The sequence below is a fragment of the Pseudomonas sp. D4-21 genome (genome assembly GCF_051132125.1).
Classification (GTDB): domain Bacteria; phylum Pseudomonadota; class Gammaproteobacteria; order Pseudomonadales; family Pseudomonadaceae; genus Aquipseudomonas.
Genome location: NZ_CP071664.1, coordinates 4,182,953 through 4,198,875 on the forward strand (window position 1 = coordinate 4,182,953; position 15,923 = coordinate 4,198,875).

The window sequence follows — 15,923 nt, forward strand, 5'->3', positions numbered from 1 at the left end:
TACCCGCTTGCCAGGAGTCTTATGACATGAGGCCAGAAATCGCTGTGCTGGATATACAGGGTCAGTATCGGGTTTACACGGAGTTCTATCGCGCAGACGCCGCGCAAAAGACCATCATCCTGGTCAACGGCTCGATGGCCACCACCGCGTCGTTTGCCCAGACCGCCAAGAACCTCTACCCGCAATTCAACGTCGTGCTGTACGACCAGCCCTACGCGGGCAAGTCCAAGGCCCATAACCGTCACGAGAAAATGCTCACGAAGGAAATCGAAGGGCAGATCCTCCTGGAGTTGATCGACCACTTCGCCGCCGAACACGTGCTGTCCTTTTCGTGGGGCGGCGCGGCCGCGCTGACGGCACTGGCCCACCGCCCGCGGCGCATCGAAAAAGCCGTCATCAGCTCGTTCTCACCGGTGCTCAACATGCCGATGCGCGACTACCTGGAACGCGGTGTCGACTACCTCAGCAGCCTGGACGGCGACCGTGTTGGACATTTGGTCAACAGCACCATCGGCAAGCACCTGCCGCCCCTGTTCAAGCGCTTCAACTATCGCCACGTCAGCAACCTGGCCGAGCATGAATACGGACAGATGCACTTTCACATCAACGACGTGCTTCACAGCGACCAACAGTGCTACGTCAACGCAGCCAGGAAGGTCAACGTTCCGGTGCTGTTCCTGAACGGCGAATGGGACGAGTACACCTCGGCAACCGACGCCAGGCTCTTCGCCGACCACGTCCAGCACAGCAGCTTCACCACGTTGCAAGCGACCGGGCACTTCCTGGACATGGAACACAAAGCCGCCTGCCGCGACAGCCGCGACGCGTTGCTGGGCTTCCTCAAGCCGACCCGCCACGAAAGCCGACCGCGCTACAGCTATGTGCAGGACTACCATGCACTGGCTATCTGAAAAAAGTCATCGCGAGCGAGCCTCCCACAACGAGGCTTGCCCGCGAAGACCGCTCTGCTTTAAGGCTTGCGCAGACGGATGACCTGACCGGCCGGAAAGAAAAACTTCAAATCCAAGGCGACATCTGGTACAAAGTCAGCCGCTCTGAGCGGGTGTCGTATAATGGCATTACTCCAGCTTCCCAAGCTGATAACGAGGGTTCGATTCCCTTCACCCGCTCCAATCGAATTCTGGTCTCGCGTCGTGGTGGTTTTTGACGGGAGATTGAAAAAACCGGCTCTTGGTGGCCGGTTTTTTTTGGTCTGGGGTTTGTGGGGTTTCTGTCCTGACGCTTACGCCAGTCATTTATTGTTTTCCATAAGGGCGGTAAGGCGGCGGATGATCAGCGCTTGGTTCGTCGACATAAAACAGCAAGTTGCTTACGACAGACAACCGCCTCAATCCCCACCCAAATGCCCCAACGGCAACGGCCCCGGCGCCTTCACCGTGTTGATCGCGAAATTGCTGCGAATATCACTGACCCCCGGCAACTTCAGCAGCTTGCCCGTGACAAAACGGTCATAGGCTCGTAGGTCAGGCACCGCCACTTGCAGCAGGAAGTCGGACTCACCGGACACCAGGAACGCCGAGATCACTTCGGGCAGCGCGGTCACCGCCTGACGGAAAGCCTCGGCTCGCTCGTCGGTGTGCCGTTCGACCTTGATGCCAACGAAAATCGTCATCCCAAGTCCCACTTCATCGCGATCCAGGATGGCTTGATAACCGCGAATCACCCCCGCCTCTTCAAGCATCCGCACGCGACGCAGACAGGGTGAGGGAGACAAGCCGATTTCTTCGGCCAGTTGCACGTTGCTCAGCCTACCGTCCCGTTGCAGTGCCGTCAGGATTTTGCGGTCGAACGTATCCAATTTCATAATTTGGCATTATCCGTTTCAATCATTCGATTAAGTGGCAGGTTATGCCAATTTCAAGAGCTTTAGAAGCTGACTACGCAACCACCTGCCCTGCCCTTCGACCCTAGACTGGCGTCTCCAATCTACAGAATGCGGAGGGCTTGCAATGACAGGGCTCTGGTTGTTTTTCATGGCATTGACGGTGGCGTATCTACTGCCTGGGCCGGACATGATCCTGGTGCTGCAAACCGGAGCTCGACAGGGCAAAGGCGTGGCATTGGCAACGGCGCTGGGATTGGGCGTTGCCCGGGCATGTCATGTCGCGCTGGCAGCGATGGGCCTTTCGGTATTGTTCAAGACGGCGCCGTGGACGTTTGATGCGGTGCGCCTGGCCGGAGCTGCTTATCTGGCCTGGATCGGGTTTCAATGTTTGCGGACGACGTTGTTGCCCCGCTTCGAAGGAGCCGCCGCTGAAATCGGGAAGAGGCAATGGCATCAGGCGATCCGGCGCGGTCTGTTGACGAATTTGCTCAACCCCAAGGCGTTGCTGTTCTGCTCGGTGTTGCTCCCGCAATTCATCGATCCACAGGACGGGCCGGTGTTGGGGCAATTCGCGATATTGGGTGTAGTACTGGTCGGCGTTGGCCTGCTGTTCGACAGCGCTTATGCATTGATCGGTGTAGCGCTTGGGCGATGGCTCCAACGCTCGCCTTCGGCCCAGCGCGTGCAGCGGTGGGTGTTTGGTGGTTTGCTGATCGGTTTTGCGGTCCGGCTGACGTTTGTGCAGCAGTCGTGAGTCCTATGGATTTGTAGCGGATACGCTGAAAAACCAGGGCTGCTCCGCAGCCCAGCGGCAGCAAGCTCCCTCGCCACGTCAATATCAACCACCCCGTCTCACATCCCGAAATAAAGCCAACCCGCCCTTTCCCACCCTAGCGTGACGCTGCTCCTAGACTTCAAGCAAAGAGCTCGCCAGCCCAACCGTCCTTAATGGTGGTTATGGTGTTGATCATTTTTCTTCAGTAGGTATAGTACTTACCGATGACACCACAGGGAGGTGTTGTGAACAGCCGATTTTTGATAAGCCAAATTGTTGCGGATGGTTGGTATCTGGTGCGTATCCGAGGCAGTCACCATCACTTCAAACACCCAACCAAACCGGGGCTGGTTACGGTTCCTCATCCCAAGAAGGACCTGCTCAAGAAGACGGCTATCAGTATCTTGCAACAGGCCCTTCTCCAGACGCCTGGTTGCCGCGCTTTTCCAGAGGACGATTGAATGCTTTACCCAATTGCGATTTCCATGGGCGATGACAAGCACGCCTGGGGTGTGGAAGTGCCGGATATTCCCGGTTGTTTTTCCGCAGGTGACGACCTGGACGAGGCCATGGCGATGGCGCGGGAGGCCATCGAGGGTCATTTCGAGATTCTGGCCGAAGACGGTTCGCCCATTCCATCGGCCAACACCGTTACCCTGCACGCAGCCAACCCACAATACGCCGGTTGCACCTGGGCGCTGGTGGACATCGATGTGACCAAGTACCTGGGCAAGGCGCAGAAACTCAACATCACGTTACCCGGCTACCTGCTCAACCGGATTGATGAATATGTATTGCACCATCCCGAAGAGAAGAGCCGCTCCGGCTTCCTCGCGTCGGCAGCGCTGAAGGTGCTGCAGCAAGGGCGATGAGCAATCACTGACGAAACACGAACCGGTGTGAGCGAGCTTGCTCGCGATGGCTTAGGGTCAGCGATAACAGGTTGCCTGACACAGAGCCATCACGAGCAAGCTCGCTCCCACCGTTTCACCGATTCTACTTGCTCTCCGACTTGGACTCCTGCATCTGCACCGAAGACTTGCTGCCGTCGGTGTTGTCCTTGGTCTCGTTACCCGAGTTGTCGAAGCAGCCTTGCAAAGCGAACAGGCAGCAGGCGAGGCAAAGGGTGCGGGCGATATTCATGATGTACTCCAATGCTGAGGGCTTTCATGAGTGACCCGTGGCAGCGGCAATGGTTGCGACTGTCATCGTGCTGCACGATGAACGTAAGGGACCTTGCGATTGAAATGTAAGTAGAATTTTCACCGCCTCGTTGCTGTCTCACCAGACAGGTGCATCCCAAAAGGAAACACAGCAATGACGTTCGCCAAAATCGCTCAAAAACTATCCCTCTGGGCCGGGAGCCCCAAGACCTTCCTAGGGGCCATCGTGCTGTTGGTGCTCTGGGCTGCCAGCGGACCTTTGTTCGGTTTCAACGATACCTGGCAACTGATCATCAACACCTCGACCACGATCATCACCTTCCTGATGGTGTTCCTCATCCAGAATACGCAGAACCGCGATACGGATATCCTGCACCTGAAAGTGGATGAATTGCTTCGGGCGTCCAAGGACGCGCAGAACGCAATGCTCGGTCTCGAGTCGCTTGATCTCAAACAACTTGAAGCGTTGAGGAAGCGGTATCAGGACATGGGCAAGGTCGACGCCAAGAGCCTTGATGGCGTCGAACAGGAAAAAAAGGTAGACCTGAACCAATGCTGATACTGATGCGCGAGGGGCCCATGCCACTCGCGCACTCCCTTGGGCATCAGGGCAAAGGGTTGCCTCCCGTCACGCCAAATACTTCCCCGGTGATATAGCTCGACTCCTGGGAAGCGAGCAGTACATAAAGCGGCGCGCATTCAGCGGGTTGGCCCGGACGTTTCATCGGAACCTGGGAGCCGAACGTAGGAATCTTCTCCCTAGGTTGTCCGCCGCTGGGTTGCAGCACGGTCCAGATTGGACCCGGCGCGACTGCATTGACACGAATGCCCTTGCTGATGACTTGCCCGGCCAGCGCCTTGGTAAACGCCACGATTGCCGCTTTGGTGGTGGCGTAGTCCAGCAGCGTCGCGGACGGATCGTAGGATTGGATAGAGGCGGTATTGATGATGGTTGCCCCAGCTGGCATCAGCGGAACAGCAGCCTTGCAGATCCAGAACATCGCATAGATGTTGGTCTTCATGGTGTCATCGAATTGCGCGGTGGTGATGTCGGCAATGTCTTTTTGCGCCTCCTGCTTACCGGCGACATTCACCAGGATATCCAGGCCATCGAGTTGCTGCTGCGCCATCTTCACCATCTGGACACAGAACGCCTCATCCTTCAGGTCGCCTGGTATGGCGATGGCCTTGCGGCCCTCAGCCTTGATCAGTTCGATGACTTGTTGTGCATCGCGCTCTTCGCTGGGCAGATAATTGATCGCGACATCAGCCCCTTCCCGGGCGTAGGCGATGGCAGCGGCGCGACCAATCCCCGAATCGCCGCCCGTGATCAAGGCCTTGCGCCCCTCCAGGCGACCAAAACCTTGATAGCTTTTTTCACCATGATCCGGTTGCGGTTCCATATCCTGATCAATGCCAGGGGGTGACTGCGGCTGGTCGGGAAATTCCGGACGCGGGTATTGGGTCAGCGGATTCTGCATCGCGTATTGGTTGGGTTCTCGGCGTGTAGACATCGAGGTTCTCCTTTTCAGCGGGCAAAACAAGCCGGGACGTTGGCGCCCCGGCCCTGGAATTGACACAGGTGCAGCGAAGATCAACGGCTGGCTTGCAGGGCCCTGGCCATTTCAAGGTGCGTCTGCAATTTAGGCAGGGTTTCGTCGGCGAATGCCTTGATCTCCGGCACGTCAGTGGTCTGGGCCTGCTGCTGGATCTGCGCGATGGCGTCCTCAGTGGCCTTGACCTGGCTGGCGGCATACGCCGCTTCAAACGACTCGCCCTCGGCGACTTGCGGCTGCAGGGTCTTCGCTTTGTCCGCCACTACTTCCCGCGGCGCGACAGGCAAGTCGAGTTTCTTGGCGATCTTCGCCAGATGTTGGTTGGCGGTGGTGCGGTCGTTGATCACCATGATGGTGTAATCCTTGACCTCCCGTGACTCCGCCTTCGAATGTGCCTCGCGGCTGGCTTCGATGTCGGCCATGCCTTTGGCGGATGCATCGTTGATGAATTCGACAGGTGACTGGGCCCACGCACTGTTGGCACCCAGGCCCATCAGTACAACAACACTGGTGGTGCGTAAAAAGGTGGCCATCCGGCTCATGGTCGCGCCCTCCTCTGAAAGATATTGCGACGGGATTTTGCGCCGCAGAAATCAGAACCACCGTTGAACATTCAGCGAGACGTCCCGCCCGGCTTGCGGCCAATCTCGGCTTTCAGCGGACTTTTATCGACACTCGCGATGGTGGTTCTCCCACTTTTGCGACCCGCTTCGGACACCTTCGTTCGATCGTGGGCAATGTTTCCCGGATAAATGTTGCTTGATCCGCCCATAGTCCAACCCTCCGTAAACAAAGAATGATGGGCACGCTTGCCCCGTATTCATTTGAAGTGACCTGGGATTCAAGGTTTGGAGAAAACGCTCACGCCACGACGAACGGTGGCGCGAATTCAAATGCCGAAAGCCCTATGATTGTGGCGCTTGGCTGCGTACATCGCCTCATCGGCATGGCGGAACAGCGTTACGTCTTCGGTCCCGTGGTCAGGAAAACAGGCCAGACCGATGCTCGGCTCGATGCTGAGACAGTGGCCGTCCAGCCGCAGAGGTTGGGCCAATGCGAGACGAATTTTCTCCTGTACCCTGCCGGCATCTTCCACGCTGTGGACGCTATGGAGCAACACGACGAACTCATCGCCACCGATGCGCGCGACGGTGTCGGCGTCACGTATGCACCCCTTCAATCGGCTGGCGACCGCTTGCAGCAGCATATCGCCGACGCCATGGCCGTAGGTGTCGTTGACTTGCTTGAAACGATCCAGGTCGATGTACAACAACGCCATCCGTCCGGAAACAACACGGGCCGTGGCCAACGCGGCCTTGAACCGATCCCGCAGCAACTCACGGTTGGGTACCTGGGTCAGTTGGTCGTACTGCGCCATGTGCTGAAGCCGGGCGTGCAGTTGCTGGCGCTCGATGGCGAGGGTGATCTGGGCGCAGACGTATTGCAGCAATTCCTTGTCCTGCTCCGTATAGCGACCACTGTCCGGAGCACTCTTGACGATCAATGCGCCGATCGTACTGCCTTGCGAATTCAGCGGTACACCCAGCCAGCAAGGCGCATCAGGCTTCGCCACGAGGTCGCAGAATTCCACGGGCGACGAGCTGCAACCGGGCGTGAGCAGGATCGGCTGGCCGCTGCGTACCACTTCGGCGCACAAGCGCCCGATAGCCGTGCCAGGCAGCTCGGGCTGTCGTTCTCGATCGTCGACGTGATAGGCAAAGTTGAGCTGTGCGCACTGCTCGTCATACAACGCCACCGAGAAATTCAGCGCCGGCAACCACTCGCCAATGATGAGGTGGATACGCTTGAATAATGCCAGCAAGTCGGCGGCGGCATGGGCCGCCTCGGAAATTGCATACAACGCGGCCTGCCTGGATTCCGCCTGCTTGCGCTCGGTGATGTCGCGAGCCACGGCGATCCGAAGCTGGTCAGCCTCCGACCAGCGCGCCGACCACAAGATGTGCACCACGCCACCGTCCTTGCGCAGATAGCGGTTTTCGAAATTGAGCTTGGGCTCGCCCCCCATGATCTCCCGCGCCGCCTCGAGGGTACGTTGGCGATCGGCGGGATGAACCAGCTCGATCATCGACCGACCGATCAGTTCCTGGGGGGTATAGCCGAAAATACGCTCGCAGGCGGCGCTGACGAATACGAAGCGTCCCTGGACATCGACGGCGCAGACGGCATCGAGCAGCAGGTCGAGGTAACTGGCCAACGGCGTGGAGTTTCGGGTGTCCATGACGCGCAAGCCATCCGGGTAATCAAGCAATGGGCGAACCGGGTCGCCCCCGTTCATGACGCCGACGGAGCATGCAAAGCCGACGCGCCCCCCACGGTACCGATGAGGATAGCGCAGGGTATCGACACGCGGGGTGCCCAGACGCCTGAGGATAGCAAACGCCCCGGGCTCAGAGGCGAGGAAGCAGCTCCGACATGGCAAATGGATTTCCCGGCCAAGGTCCTAGGCAGGGTCCTACGCAGAAGTCTCCGGTAACACTCAAACACGCCGGAATCAGCCGATTCAAAGCCCCGCCCATCGGTCTGTAAAGTCTGGACACACAAGCCCCACGGACAGCAACGCTAACCAAGGAATGTATTCACGCCATGAACCAGATTGCGCAGCCCACTCAGCACTTCAGTAACTATCGCAAAATCATTTCCCTGGCGGACCGGGACTGGCAGAACGCCGAAAACGGAAAGATCGCTGGACTGAACGTCGAGGTCCAGTCTCCCAACGTGCTCATCGACCAATATGGTCGCACCTTGCATCACTTTTGCACCACGTCGTACCTGGGCCTGGATTACCACCCCGCCTTGCTGGATGGCGCCATGACCACGCTGTGGGAAACAGGAACACTGCGTGTCGCTAACCCCAGAAACCGCAGCCGGCTAGCAATCCTGGACCAATACGAAACCCAGCTGTCGGAGCTGTTCGGCGCCAGCTGCCTCAGTGCGCTGTCCTGCAGTGCGGCGAGTGCGGGAATCCTGCCGCTGCTGGCCAGCGGCGCGCTGACGAAAAACCGCCCGCCGGTGATGGTGTTCGACAAGCACGCCCACTACTCGATGAACCATATCAAGGCCGCTTGTGCGGATGAAACCCAGGTCCTCACCTGCCCACACAACGACATGGATTTTCTTGAGGACGTCTGCAAACGCCAGGGCAACGTGGCCTACGTGACGGACGGTGCCTACAGCATGGGCGGCATGGCGGACCTGGACAGTTTGTTGTACCTCAGACAGCGCTATGGTCTGTTCCTTTATTTGGACGATTCCCATGCCGTGTCTACCGTGGGGCACTGCGGCATCGGTCGGGTACGCTCACGGATCCACGCCTTGGATGAGCGAACCCTGATCGTCGCCTCGCTGGCCAAGTCCTTCGGGGCCAGTGGCGGGCTGGCCATGTTCGGCAGCGAGCGGCACAAGACGCTGGTGCAGCGTTACGGCGGCCCCGCCAACTGGTCGCAGAGCCTCAATTCGGCGGCTATCGGCGCCGGCATGGCCTCGATCCGCTTGCATCGCAGTCGAGAATTCCACGCCTTGCAAGAACGTTTGCAGGCTAATATCCGTTTTTTCGACAGCCTCATCCGCACCGAACAGTATGCAAGCCCCATGGCAATCCGCCTGGTGCGCTGCGGTGAGGCAGCCCTGGCTACCCGCCTGGCGGTGGAGTTGGCCGACCTGGGGTATTTCACTTCAGCGGTCTTTTTCCCCGTGGTGCCGCAAGACAAGGCCGCGATCCGCATCACCCTGCGCGCCGACATGGAGCCGGACGTGATTCGTTTGTTCTGCGAACAGCTGACCAGTCTTTTGGTGGCCCACGGCCGTGATATCCGTCCTTGAAACGAGCCCTTGATGAAAAACCGTACAACACTGATCGTCACCTGCACCACGGTCTTCCTGGCACAGCTGGGCATGAGCATCTATCTGCCAGCCCTGCCGGATATCGCCCAGGCTCTGAGCGCCGATGCATCCCGAGTGTCGTGGGGGTTGTCGGTGTACCTGGTCGGCATGGCCTTGCCGATGCTGATGTGGGGCAGCCTGAGCCAGCGTCTTGGACGCAAACCGGTGCTGTTGGCGGCATTGACGCTGTACGGCCTCGCAAACCTGGCGCTGCCGTTGGGTACGACGATAGAAACGTTCCTGGCGTTCAGGTTGGTCCAGGGCGTCGGCGCCAGCGGTATTTCGGTGATGGCGAGGGTGCTGATCCGTGACAGCTTCAGCGGCGACCAACTGGCCAAGGCCTTGTCCTGGATATCGATCGCCTTCGTGGTTGCCCTCGGCATCGGCCAGTACCTCGGCTCACTGATCCAGGCTGCGTTTGGATGGGAGGCGATTTTTCTCGGATTGGGCGCGGCCAGCCTGGTCATGGCCGCCGCGGTGTCCACGGCGGCGTTCCCGGTACTTGCCGAAAACAGCAATGGACAGTCGGCTTGGGGGATCTACGTACGGATACTCCAGCATCGTGGTTTTCTGTTGCCTGCGTTGGCGGGCGGGTTGGGTTATGGCGTGATCATCGCCTTCAACACCGCCGCGCCGCTGATCCTGCAACAGGGCTTTCACTGGTCTGCCATCGAGTATGGGCTGTTGGGCTGGCCGATCAGCGGCGCGTACTTGCTGGGCGCGCTCGCGGTCAATGCCTTTGTGCTGCGCACGGGCCAGCGCCGGCTGATGGGTTGGGGCATTGCCCTGGTCCTGGGTGGCAGCGCGACCATGCTGGCAGGAAGCGTTTCATTGAGCAGCGTCGCGCTTTTGTTCTGGTTGCCATACTGCTTCGCGGTGTTCGGCCAGTCGTTGAATTATCCGATCAGCCTGTCGCTGGCAAACGAAGGCTCGCCGATCGCCGGTGCTTACGCCATGGCGTTGAGCGGTTTCCTGCACCAGCTGATGGCGTCTATGATCGGCGCGATTGCCAGCCTCTTGCTAAGCCAACAGGCGTGGCCACTCGCGGTTTTATGCATGTTATTGGCGACGGCGGCGACGCTGTGCGCCAGGTTCACGCCAAATGGACCGGGTCGGTAAAAACACAGGAAATCGACTGTTCAAAACGCATCTCGATCTGGCTCAAGACTGGGTCGTGATAAAGTCACGCCCTGCCTTAGCCACGTTTTGAGATGATTTTCGCGATGACCGATTTCCAGGAATACGACGCCCGGCTCGAAGATTGGGAGACCTTGCGCGCCGACACCGCCTTCAGCGGCTTGTTGGTGGGCAATGGCGCCAGCCGCGCCGTGTGGGATGATTTCGGCTATGACTCGTTGTTCGAGAACGCCCGCACCGTCGAGGAAAAACCCTTGAGCGCGTCGGAACTGAGCGTCTTCGACGCGCTGCAGACACGCAGTTTCGAACAAGTGCTGGGGGCGCTGAAAACCACCAGTCGGGTCAACAAGGCCTTGGCCGTCAGCTCCGCGGCGCCGCGCAATCGTTATTACGCGATCAAGGAAGCGCTGATCAACACCGTACATGCGGTGCATATTCCTTGGCGGTTGGTACAACCGTCGACCCTGGAGAACCTCAATCAGGAACTGGGTAGCTACCGTACGGTGTTTACCACCAACTACGATCTGCTGAGCTATTGGGCGATCCAACAAGCGCCCGAAACCCTCACCGATCTGTTCCTGGGGGCCGACCACAGCTTTGACCTGAGCCAGGCCCACCTCGACAAACCCCGTCTCTTGTACCTGCACGGTGGCCTGCACCTGGTGCGCAACCAGGACGGCACGGCACGCAAGCTCACCTCCACCGAAGGCACGCTGCTGGGCAGCTTCGCCATCAACAACACCATCAAGACCCTCGACGATGTGCCGTTGTTGGTCAGCGAAGGGCCGAGCCAGGACAAACTCAAAACGATTCGCAGCAGCGACTATCTGTCGTTCTGCTACGACCAACTGCTGCATCACCACGACAATCTGTGCCTGTTCGGCCATGCCCTGGGCGAGCAGGACAGCCACATTGTCGATGCCTTGCGCCAAGCCGCGCCGAAGACCGTCGCCATCTCGATCTACCCACGCAGCCAGGCGTTCATCCAGCACCAGAAACGGCATTACGCCAAGCTGTTCCAGGGTTTGGACACAGAGCTGCGTTTCTTCGATGCCAAGAGCCATCCACTGGGCGATCCGAAGCTGTCGGTGCCGGTGGAGGTCTAGACCGCCCCGTTGGCTCGGTGCCTATAGGGTAATCGCCGTACCGAGCAACGTCAGAAACCCCGCCAGCCAGCTCGGGTGCGCCGGCCAGGCCGGTGCCGTGGCGAGGTTGCCCTGGACATGGCCTTCGGTCACCGGGATGTCGATGAACGTCCCGCCGGCCAAGCGCACTTCCGGGGCACAGGCCGGATAGGCGCTGCACTCGCGCCCCTCCAGGATGCCCGCCGCCGCCAGCAATTGCGCCCCGTGGCACACCGCCGCGATCGGCTTGCCCGCCAAGTCAAAATCGCGCACCAGTTGCAAGACTTTTTCATTCAGCCGCAAGTATTCCGGAGCGCGACCGCCTGGCACCAGCAACGCATCGTAGTCGGCCGCCTCGACGCTGGCGAAGTCATGGTTGAGGGCGAACAGATGTCCCGGTTTTTCGCTGTAGGTCTGGTCGCCCTCGAAGTCATGAATCGCCGTGCGGACAGTCTGCCCGGTCGTTTTATCCGGGCACACGGCATGGACGGTGTGGCCGATCATCTGCAGGGCCTGAAACGGCACCATGACTTCGTAATCTTCGACGTAATCGCCGACCAGCATGAGGATTTTCTTGGCGGCCATGGAATGGGCTCCTTTGGAATGCGTGAGAGTGGACGCATTAAAGGTAGACCGCTGTAACGACAGCCCGCCATTAACTGACAGACTGCACCACTTGATGGGTGGGAGCGAGCAGGCTCGCGAATCAGGCAGCGCGGTTTGTCAGATATTCCGCGTTATCGTTCTTCGCGAGCAGGCTCGCTCCCACAGGGTTCAGATTGGTTTGTCAGGCCAGGTAACCATCCGCCCGCAGCAGCGTTTCGAGGCAGTGCTCGGTAATGTGGTAGAACGCCTTGAGTTCGTCGATCCTGGCCAGCAGTTCGGTAGGCTCCACCGGTTCGGGGCGTTTGACCGCCAGGATCATCTTGTTCTTGTTGGTGTGGTCCAGGGAAATGAACTCGAACACCTTGGTCTCATAGCCGCAGGCTTCGAGGAACAACGCCCGCAAACTGTCGGTGACCATTTCCGCCTGCTGGCCCAGGTGCAGGCCATATTGCAACATCGGCTTGAGCAGCGCCGGGCTCTGGATTTGCAGGCGGATCTGCTTGTGGCAGCACGGTGAGCACATGATGATCGAGGCGCCCGAGCGGATGCCCATGTGGATAGCGTAATCGGTGGCGATGTCGCAGGCGTGCAAGGCGATCATCACATCCACCGCGCTCGGCGCCACGGTGCGCACGTCACCGTGCTGGAAACTCAGGCCCGGATGCTCCAGTCGTGCCGCGGCTTCATTGCACAGCTTGACCATGTCTTCGCGCAGCTCGACACCCGTCACCACGCCTTCGGCCTGCAAGGTGTTGCGCAAGTAATCATGGATGGCGAAGGTCAGGTAGCCCTTGCCCGAGCCGAAATCCGAGACTCGCACCGGCTTGTCCAAGGCCAATGGCGAAGATGTCAGCGCGTGGCTGAACACTTCGATGAACTTGTTGATCTGCTTCCACTTGCGCGACATGGCCGGGATCAATTCGTGCTTATGGTTGGTCACCCCCAGGTCGGCCAAAAAGGGCCGATTCAGGTCGAGGAAGCGGTTTTTCTCGCGGTTGTGCCCGGCGGACGGTACTTCCCGCAGTTGCTGCGGCTTGCTCTTGAACAGCGAGCTCTTGCCTTTCTTGCTGTATTCCAACTGCGCCTCGTCGGTAATCGCCAACAAGTGAGCATTCTTGAACGAAGTCGGCAACAGCGTGGCGATGGCATCCACGCCTTCGGCCAGCGAAAAATTCTTGGTGATGTCGCGGGTCTTGTAGCGATAGACAAAGGACAGGCACGGCTGGTCCTTGACGGTCAGTTGCTTGATGATCAGCCGCTGCAGATCGCTTTCGTCACCGACGTACTTGGCCAGCACCAGCTTGATGAACGCGTTTTGTTCGAGACTGGTTTGCAAAAGCTCGATGAACTGAGCGTGGTGATCCGGCCCGGGACGGGTGGGAGTTGCGGTGACGGACATGGAAAAGCGGCCTCGGGGCGGGCGGATCGGGAATGACGGGTATTTTAGGGGGGATCGGATGCGGGGGCACGGGGAATTTCCCCAACGGTGCGAAATGCGCAGCGCAATCTAGGTGGCAGCGCGCTTTTGTGGCGAGGGAGCTTGCGCCCGCTCGGCTGCGAAGCAGTCGTCGATGTGCGAGCCCGTTGCCTGACCCTGGAATCGATGGGGACCGCTTCGCGGTCCAGCGGGAGCAAGCTCCCTCGCCACAAAGGCGCCTTCGCCATGGTGGCCGGCAGCCAATCAGCCCAACACCACCAACCGATTCGGCAGCTCATTACGCGCATGGGTCACCGGCACGTGCTCCTTGAGCAATTCGCCGCAAGCCTCGATGCACGCCACAAAACCTTGCAACGTCTGGCCTTGGCGAACCTGCTGGGTGAACGTACCGACGATGGCATCCCAATGGCTGTTGTCGAGTCGCTTGGAAATACCCTCGTCCACCAGGATTTCCACATACCGCTCGGCCTCGCAGACGAAAATGAGCATGCCGGTGCTGCCTACGGTGTGATGCAGGTTCTGTTCGAGGAATTGCCGGCGCGCCAGGTTGGAAGCCCGCCAGTGGCGTACCGAGCGAGGAATGAGGTGCGTGGTGACGGCAGGAATGCGAAACATCAGGCACAGCACGATGAAACCACCCCATTGCACCCACAACAGGCTATGCACGCTCAGCCATCCCGTCACGTAATGCAGGATGCCCGGCACCACCAGCGCCAGCAGGCTGGCCCAGAGCAAGGGGATATAGGCGTAGTCATCGGCGCGGGCGGCGAGCACCGTGACCAGTTCGGCGTCGGTGTCGCGCTCGACCCGAGCGATCGCCTCGGCCACTTTGCGCTGTTCGTGTTCAGTCAGTAATGCCATGTTTGAAAATGCCCGCTCATTGTTATTCTCACCAGCCGCCGGACGAACCGCCGCCGCCGAAACTGCCGCCACCACCGCCGAAGCCACCGCCACCACCGCCGCCGAAGCCGCCTCCTCCGCCTCTATAACTTGCGCCGGAGCCCCCTCCGCTGGGCAGGATACCGAGCACTTGGCAAACGAAAATCGTCAGGATGAAAAGCATCGCGAGGAAGATGAACAAGCCTGGGTGGCGCTCGACGAAATCGCCCTCGTCCGCACTGCCCGCGCTGTATGCCGCAGCCGGTTCATCGAGGGGGTTGCCACCCAACACCACGAGCATCGCCGCCACACCGTCACTGATGCCCTTGTTGAAGTTGCCCGTCTTGAACGCCGGGGTGATCACCTGGTTGATGATCACCGAACTCTGGGCGTCGGTCAGGCGATCTTCCAGCCCGTAACCCACTTCGATGCGCAGTTTACGGTCATCGCGGGCGACGATCAGCAGCGCGCCGTTGTTTTTATCCTTTTGCCCGATGCCCCAATGGCGCCCCAATTGATAACCGAAGTCTTCGATGCTGGCGCCTTGAAGGTTCGCCAGCGTAACGACAACCACCTGCTCGCCGGTGGCCTGTTCATGGGCCTTGAGTTGCGCATCGAGTTGCGTGCGCACCGATGGGTCGAGCAACTGGGCGGTGTCCACCACCCGCCCGGTCAGCGCCGGGAAGCTCAATTCTGCCTGGGCCGTGGCTGCAAAAGCCCAGAGCAACAGCACGAACAGCTTCAAGCTTCGAGCAGCAAGCCTCAAGCCGAAAGCCGTACGCGTTACCTGAGCTTGCAGCTTGCCGCTCAGAACTTGAGGCTGCTCCATCAGAACTTCACTTCAGGCGCTTTTTCGGCATTCGGGCTGGTGGCCTCGAAAGTCTCGCGAACTGGCAGATCGCTGTACATCACGCTGTGCCACAGGCGACCCGGGAAGGTACGAATCTCTGTGTTGTATTTCTGCACGGCCAGGATGAAATCACGACGCGCCACGGCGATGCGGTTCTCGGTGCCTTCGAGTTGCGATTGCAAGGCCAGGAAGTTCTGGTTGGCCTTCAGGTCCGGGTAGCGCTCGGATACCACCATCAGGCGGCTCAATGCGCCGCTCAACTGGTCCTGGGCCTGCTGGAACTGCTTGAGTTTTTCCGGGTTGTCCAGGGTGCTGGCATCGACCTGAATGGACGTGGCCTTGGCCCGGGCTTCGATCACCGCCGTCAAGGTTTCCTGCTCATGCTGGGCATAACCCTTGACGGTCTCCACCAGGTTGGGAATCAGGTCGGCGCGGCGCTGGTATTGGTTCTGCACCTGGCCCCAGGCCGCCTTTGCCTGCTCGTCCAGGGTCGGGATGTTGTTGATGCCGCAACCGGCCAGCAGCGTGGTGAACAGCATCAGGGCCAGCATTTGCAGCGCGCTGCGGTGGTTCAGTCGTCGAATCATCGGGTGAAGCTCTCCCTTGCATTGCATTAAGAAAACACCGCCACCTATCTTACCGGCGTCTG

18 protein-coding genes and 1 tRNA gene are annotated in these 15,923 nt (G+C 59.5%); 9 read left to right on the top strand and 10 right to left on the bottom strand.

What is annotated here, in order from left to right:
- Nucleotides 1-26 precede the first annotated feature (26 nt).
- Together J3Q04_RS18610 and J3Q04_RS18615 are read left to right on the top strand one after the other, a co-directional pair.
- Nucleotides 27-911: an alpha/beta fold hydrolase gene (locus J3Q04_RS18610; RefSeq protein WP_420766731.1), complete on the top strand. Its 885-nt coding sequence runs from the start codon at nt 27-29 to the stop codon at nt 909-911.
- Between the two features lie 148 nt (nt 912-1,059).
- Nucleotides 1,060-1,133, top strand: a tRNA-Gly gene (locus J3Q04_RS18615).
- A 215-nt stretch (nt 1,134-1,348) separates the two neighbouring features.
- Here the strand turns inward: J3Q04_RS18615 and J3Q04_RS18620 are convergent.
- Entirely contained in the window at nt 1,349-1,825 is a 477-nt protein-coding gene (locus J3Q04_RS18620; RefSeq protein ID WP_434610068.1) for an Lrp/AsnC family transcriptional regulator, read from the bottom strand.
- Nucleotides 1,826-1,970: 145 nt separating this feature from the next.
- Between J3Q04_RS18620 and J3Q04_RS18625 the strand changes: the two genes are divergently transcribed.
- The 3 genes from J3Q04_RS18625 (at nt 1,971) to J3Q04_RS18635 (ending at nt 3,493) form a co-directional block, all read left to right on the top strand.
- Entirely contained in the window at nt 1,971-2,600 is a 630-nt protein-coding gene (locus tag J3Q04_RS18625) for a LysE family translocator (RefSeq protein ID WP_434610066.1), read from the top strand.
- Between the two features lie 266 nt (nt 2,601-2,866).
- Complete coding sequence (locus J3Q04_RS18630; RefSeq protein WP_420766734.1) at nt 2,867-3,082, top strand: type II toxin-antitoxin system HicA family toxin; 216 nt, start codon at nt 2,867-2,869, stop codon at nt 3,080-3,082.
- Nucleotides 3,083-3,493 carry a type II toxin-antitoxin system HicB family antitoxin gene (locus J3Q04_RS18635; RefSeq protein ID WP_198797116.1) on the top strand — a complete coding sequence of 137 codons (411 nt, stop codon included), beginning with the start codon at nt 3,083-3,085 and terminating at the stop codon, nt 3,491-3,493.
- Nucleotides 3,494-3,617: 124 nt separating this feature from the next.
- On the opposite strand, the gene J3Q04_RS18640 is transcribed toward J3Q04_RS18635, so the two are convergent.
- On the bottom strand, nt 3,618-3,764 hold the full coding sequence (locus J3Q04_RS18640; protein WP_434562766.1) for a hypothetical protein: 147 nt from the start codon (nt 3,762-3,764) through the stop codon (nt 3,618-3,620).
- A gap of 174 nt (nt 3,765-3,938) precedes the next feature.
- Between J3Q04_RS18640 and J3Q04_RS18645 the strand changes: the two genes are divergently transcribed.
- Nucleotides 3,939-4,343: a low affinity iron permease family protein gene (locus tag J3Q04_RS18645; RefSeq protein ID WP_420766736.1), complete on the top strand. Its 405-nt coding sequence runs from the start codon at nt 3,939-3,941 to the stop codon at nt 4,341-4,343.
- Between the two features lie 46 nt (nt 4,344-4,389).
- Here the strand turns inward: J3Q04_RS18645 and J3Q04_RS18650 are convergent, their stop codons facing one another.
- The 3 genes from J3Q04_RS18650 to J3Q04_RS18660 form a co-directional block, all read right to left on the bottom strand.
- A complete protein-coding gene (locus tag J3Q04_RS18650; protein ID WP_420766737.1) occupies nt 4,390-5,298 on the bottom strand; it encodes an SDR family oxidoreductase in 909 nt (302 codons plus the stop codon).
- Between the two features lie 80 nt (nt 5,299-5,378).
- Entirely contained in the window at nt 5,379-5,882 is a 504-nt protein-coding gene (locus tag J3Q04_RS18655; RefSeq protein ID WP_420766738.1) for a DUF4142 domain-containing protein, read from the bottom strand.
- A gap of 347 nt (nt 5,883-6,229) precedes the next feature.
- Nucleotides 6,230-7,579, bottom strand: coding sequence for a sensor domain-containing protein (locus tag J3Q04_RS18660; protein ID WP_420766739.1), 1,350 nt, complete (start codon nt 7,577-7,579; stop codon nt 6,230-6,232).
- A 365-nt stretch (nt 7,580-7,944) separates the two neighbouring features.
- On the opposite strand from J3Q04_RS18660, the gene J3Q04_RS18665 reads away from it, so the two are divergent.
- The 3 genes from J3Q04_RS18665 (at nt 7,945) to J3Q04_RS18675 (ending at nt 11,483) form a co-directional block, all read left to right on the top strand.
- A complete protein-coding gene (locus tag J3Q04_RS18665; RefSeq protein WP_434610060.1) occupies nt 7,945-9,180 on the top strand; it encodes an aminotransferase class I/II-fold pyridoxal phosphate-dependent enzyme in 1,236 nt (411 codons plus the stop codon).
- Between the two features lie 12 nt (nt 9,181-9,192).
- A complete protein-coding gene (locus J3Q04_RS18670) occupies nt 9,193-10,359 on the top strand; it encodes an MFS transporter (RefSeq protein ID WP_434610057.1) in 1,167 nt (388 codons plus the stop codon).
- Nucleotides 10,360-10,463: 104 nt separating this feature from the next.
- The gene (locus J3Q04_RS18675; RefSeq protein WP_434610054.1) at nt 10,464-11,483 is read left to right on the top strand and encodes a DUF4917 family protein; all 1,020 of its coding nucleotides are present in this window, start codon (nt 10,464-10,466) and stop codon (nt 11,481-11,483) included.
- 21 nt (nt 11,484-11,504) lie between these two features.
- On the opposite strand, the gene J3Q04_RS18680 is transcribed toward J3Q04_RS18675, so the two are convergent.
- The 5 genes from J3Q04_RS18680 to J3Q04_RS18700 all read right to left on the bottom strand — a co-directional run bounded on the left by J3Q04_RS18680 (nt 11,505) and on the right by J3Q04_RS18700 (nt 15,861).
- Nucleotides 11,505-12,086 carry a DJ-1/PfpI family protein gene (locus J3Q04_RS18680; RefSeq protein WP_420766743.1) on the bottom strand — a complete coding sequence of 194 codons (582 nt, stop codon included), beginning with the start codon at nt 12,084-12,086 and terminating at the stop codon, nt 11,505-11,507.
- 202 nt (nt 12,087-12,288) lie between these two features.
- Nucleotides 12,289-13,506 (bottom strand): class I SAM-dependent methyltransferase, encoded by a 1,218-nt coding sequence (locus J3Q04_RS18685; protein ID WP_434610051.1) that lies wholly within the window; start codon nt 13,504-13,506, stop codon nt 12,289-12,291.
- A 282-nt stretch (nt 13,507-13,788) separates the two neighbouring features.
- Nucleotides 13,789-14,406, bottom strand: coding sequence for a TPM domain-containing protein (locus tag J3Q04_RS18690; protein ID WP_420766745.1), 618 nt, complete (start codon nt 14,404-14,406; stop codon nt 13,789-13,791).
- Nucleotides 14,407-14,434: 28 nt separating this feature from the next.
- Nucleotides 14,435-15,253 carry a TPM domain-containing protein gene (locus J3Q04_RS18695; RefSeq protein ID WP_434610048.1) on the bottom strand — a complete coding sequence of 273 codons (819 nt, stop codon included), beginning with the start codon at nt 15,251-15,253 and terminating at the stop codon, nt 14,435-14,437.
- Nucleotides 15,253-15,861, bottom strand: a complete 609-nt coding sequence (locus J3Q04_RS18700) for a LemA family protein (RefSeq protein ID WP_420766747.1) — start codon at nt 15,859-15,861, stop codon at nt 15,253-15,255. The genes J3Q04_RS18695 and J3Q04_RS18700 overlap by 1 nt, the downstream gene beginning before the upstream one ends.
- Between the last annotated feature and the right edge of the window lie 62 nt (nt 15,862-15,923).

Bases quoted from the DNA above. Each gene is read 5' to 3' on its own strand.
- J3Q04_RS18645 (WP_420766736.1), top strand. From the start codon at position 3,939: ATGACGTTCGCCAAAATCGCTCAAAAACTATCCCTCTGGGCCGGGAGC.
- J3Q04_RS18650 (WP_420766737.1), bottom strand. From the start codon at position 5,298: ATGTCTACACGCCGAGAACCCAACCAATACGCGATGCAGAATCCGCTG.
- J3Q04_RS18625 (WP_434610066.1), top strand. From the start codon at position 1,971: ATGACAGGGCTCTGGTTGTTTTTCATGGCATTGACGGTGGCGTATCTA.
- J3Q04_RS18620 (WP_434610068.1), bottom strand. From the start codon at position 1,825: ATGAAATTGGATACGTTCGACCGCAAAATCCTGACGGCACTGCAACGG.
- J3Q04_RS18700 (WP_420766747.1), bottom strand. From the start codon at position 15,861: ATGATTCGACGACTGAACCACCGCAGCGCGCTGCAAATGCTGGCCCTG.
- J3Q04_RS18690 (WP_420766745.1), bottom strand. From the start codon at position 14,406: ATGGCATTACTGACTGAACACGAACAGCGCAAAGTGGCCGAGGCGATC.
- J3Q04_RS18675 (WP_434610054.1), top strand. From the start codon at position 10,464: ATGACCGATTTCCAGGAATACGACGCCCGGCTCGAAGATTGGGAGACC.
- J3Q04_RS18680 (WP_420766743.1), bottom strand. From the start codon at position 12,086: ATGGCCGCCAAGAAAATCCTCATGCTGGTCGGCGATTACGTCGAAGAT.
- J3Q04_RS18640 (WP_434562766.1), bottom strand. From the start codon at position 3,764: ATGAATATCGCCCGCACCCTTTGCCTCGCCTGCTGCCTGTTCGCTTTG.
- J3Q04_RS18635 (WP_198797116.1), top strand. From the start codon at position 3,083: ATGCTTTACCCAATTGCGATTTCCATGGGCGATGACAAGCACGCCTGG.
- J3Q04_RS18655 (WP_420766738.1), bottom strand. From the start codon at position 5,882: ATGAGCCGGATGGCCACCTTTTTACGCACCACCAGTGTTGTTGTACTG.
- J3Q04_RS18695 (WP_434610048.1), bottom strand. From the start codon at position 15,253: ATGGAGCAGCCTCAAGTTCTGAGCGGCAAGCTGCAAGCTCAGGTAACG.
- J3Q04_RS18685 (WP_434610051.1), bottom strand. From the start codon at position 13,506: ATGTCCGTCACCGCAACTCCCACCCGTCCCGGGCCGGATCACCACGCT.
- J3Q04_RS18665 (WP_434610060.1), top strand. From the start codon at position 7,945: ATGAACCAGATTGCGCAGCCCACTCAGCACTTCAGTAACTATCGCAAA.
- J3Q04_RS18670 (WP_434610057.1), top strand. From the start codon at position 9,193: ATGAAAAACCGTACAACACTGATCGTCACCTGCACCACGGTCTTCCTG.
- J3Q04_RS18610 (WP_420766731.1), top strand. From the start codon at position 27: ATGAGGCCAGAAATCGCTGTGCTGGATATACAGGGTCAGTATCGGGTT.
- J3Q04_RS18660 (WP_420766739.1), bottom strand. From the start codon at position 7,579: ATGGACACCCGAAACTCCACGCCGTTGGCCAGTTACCTCGACCTGCTG.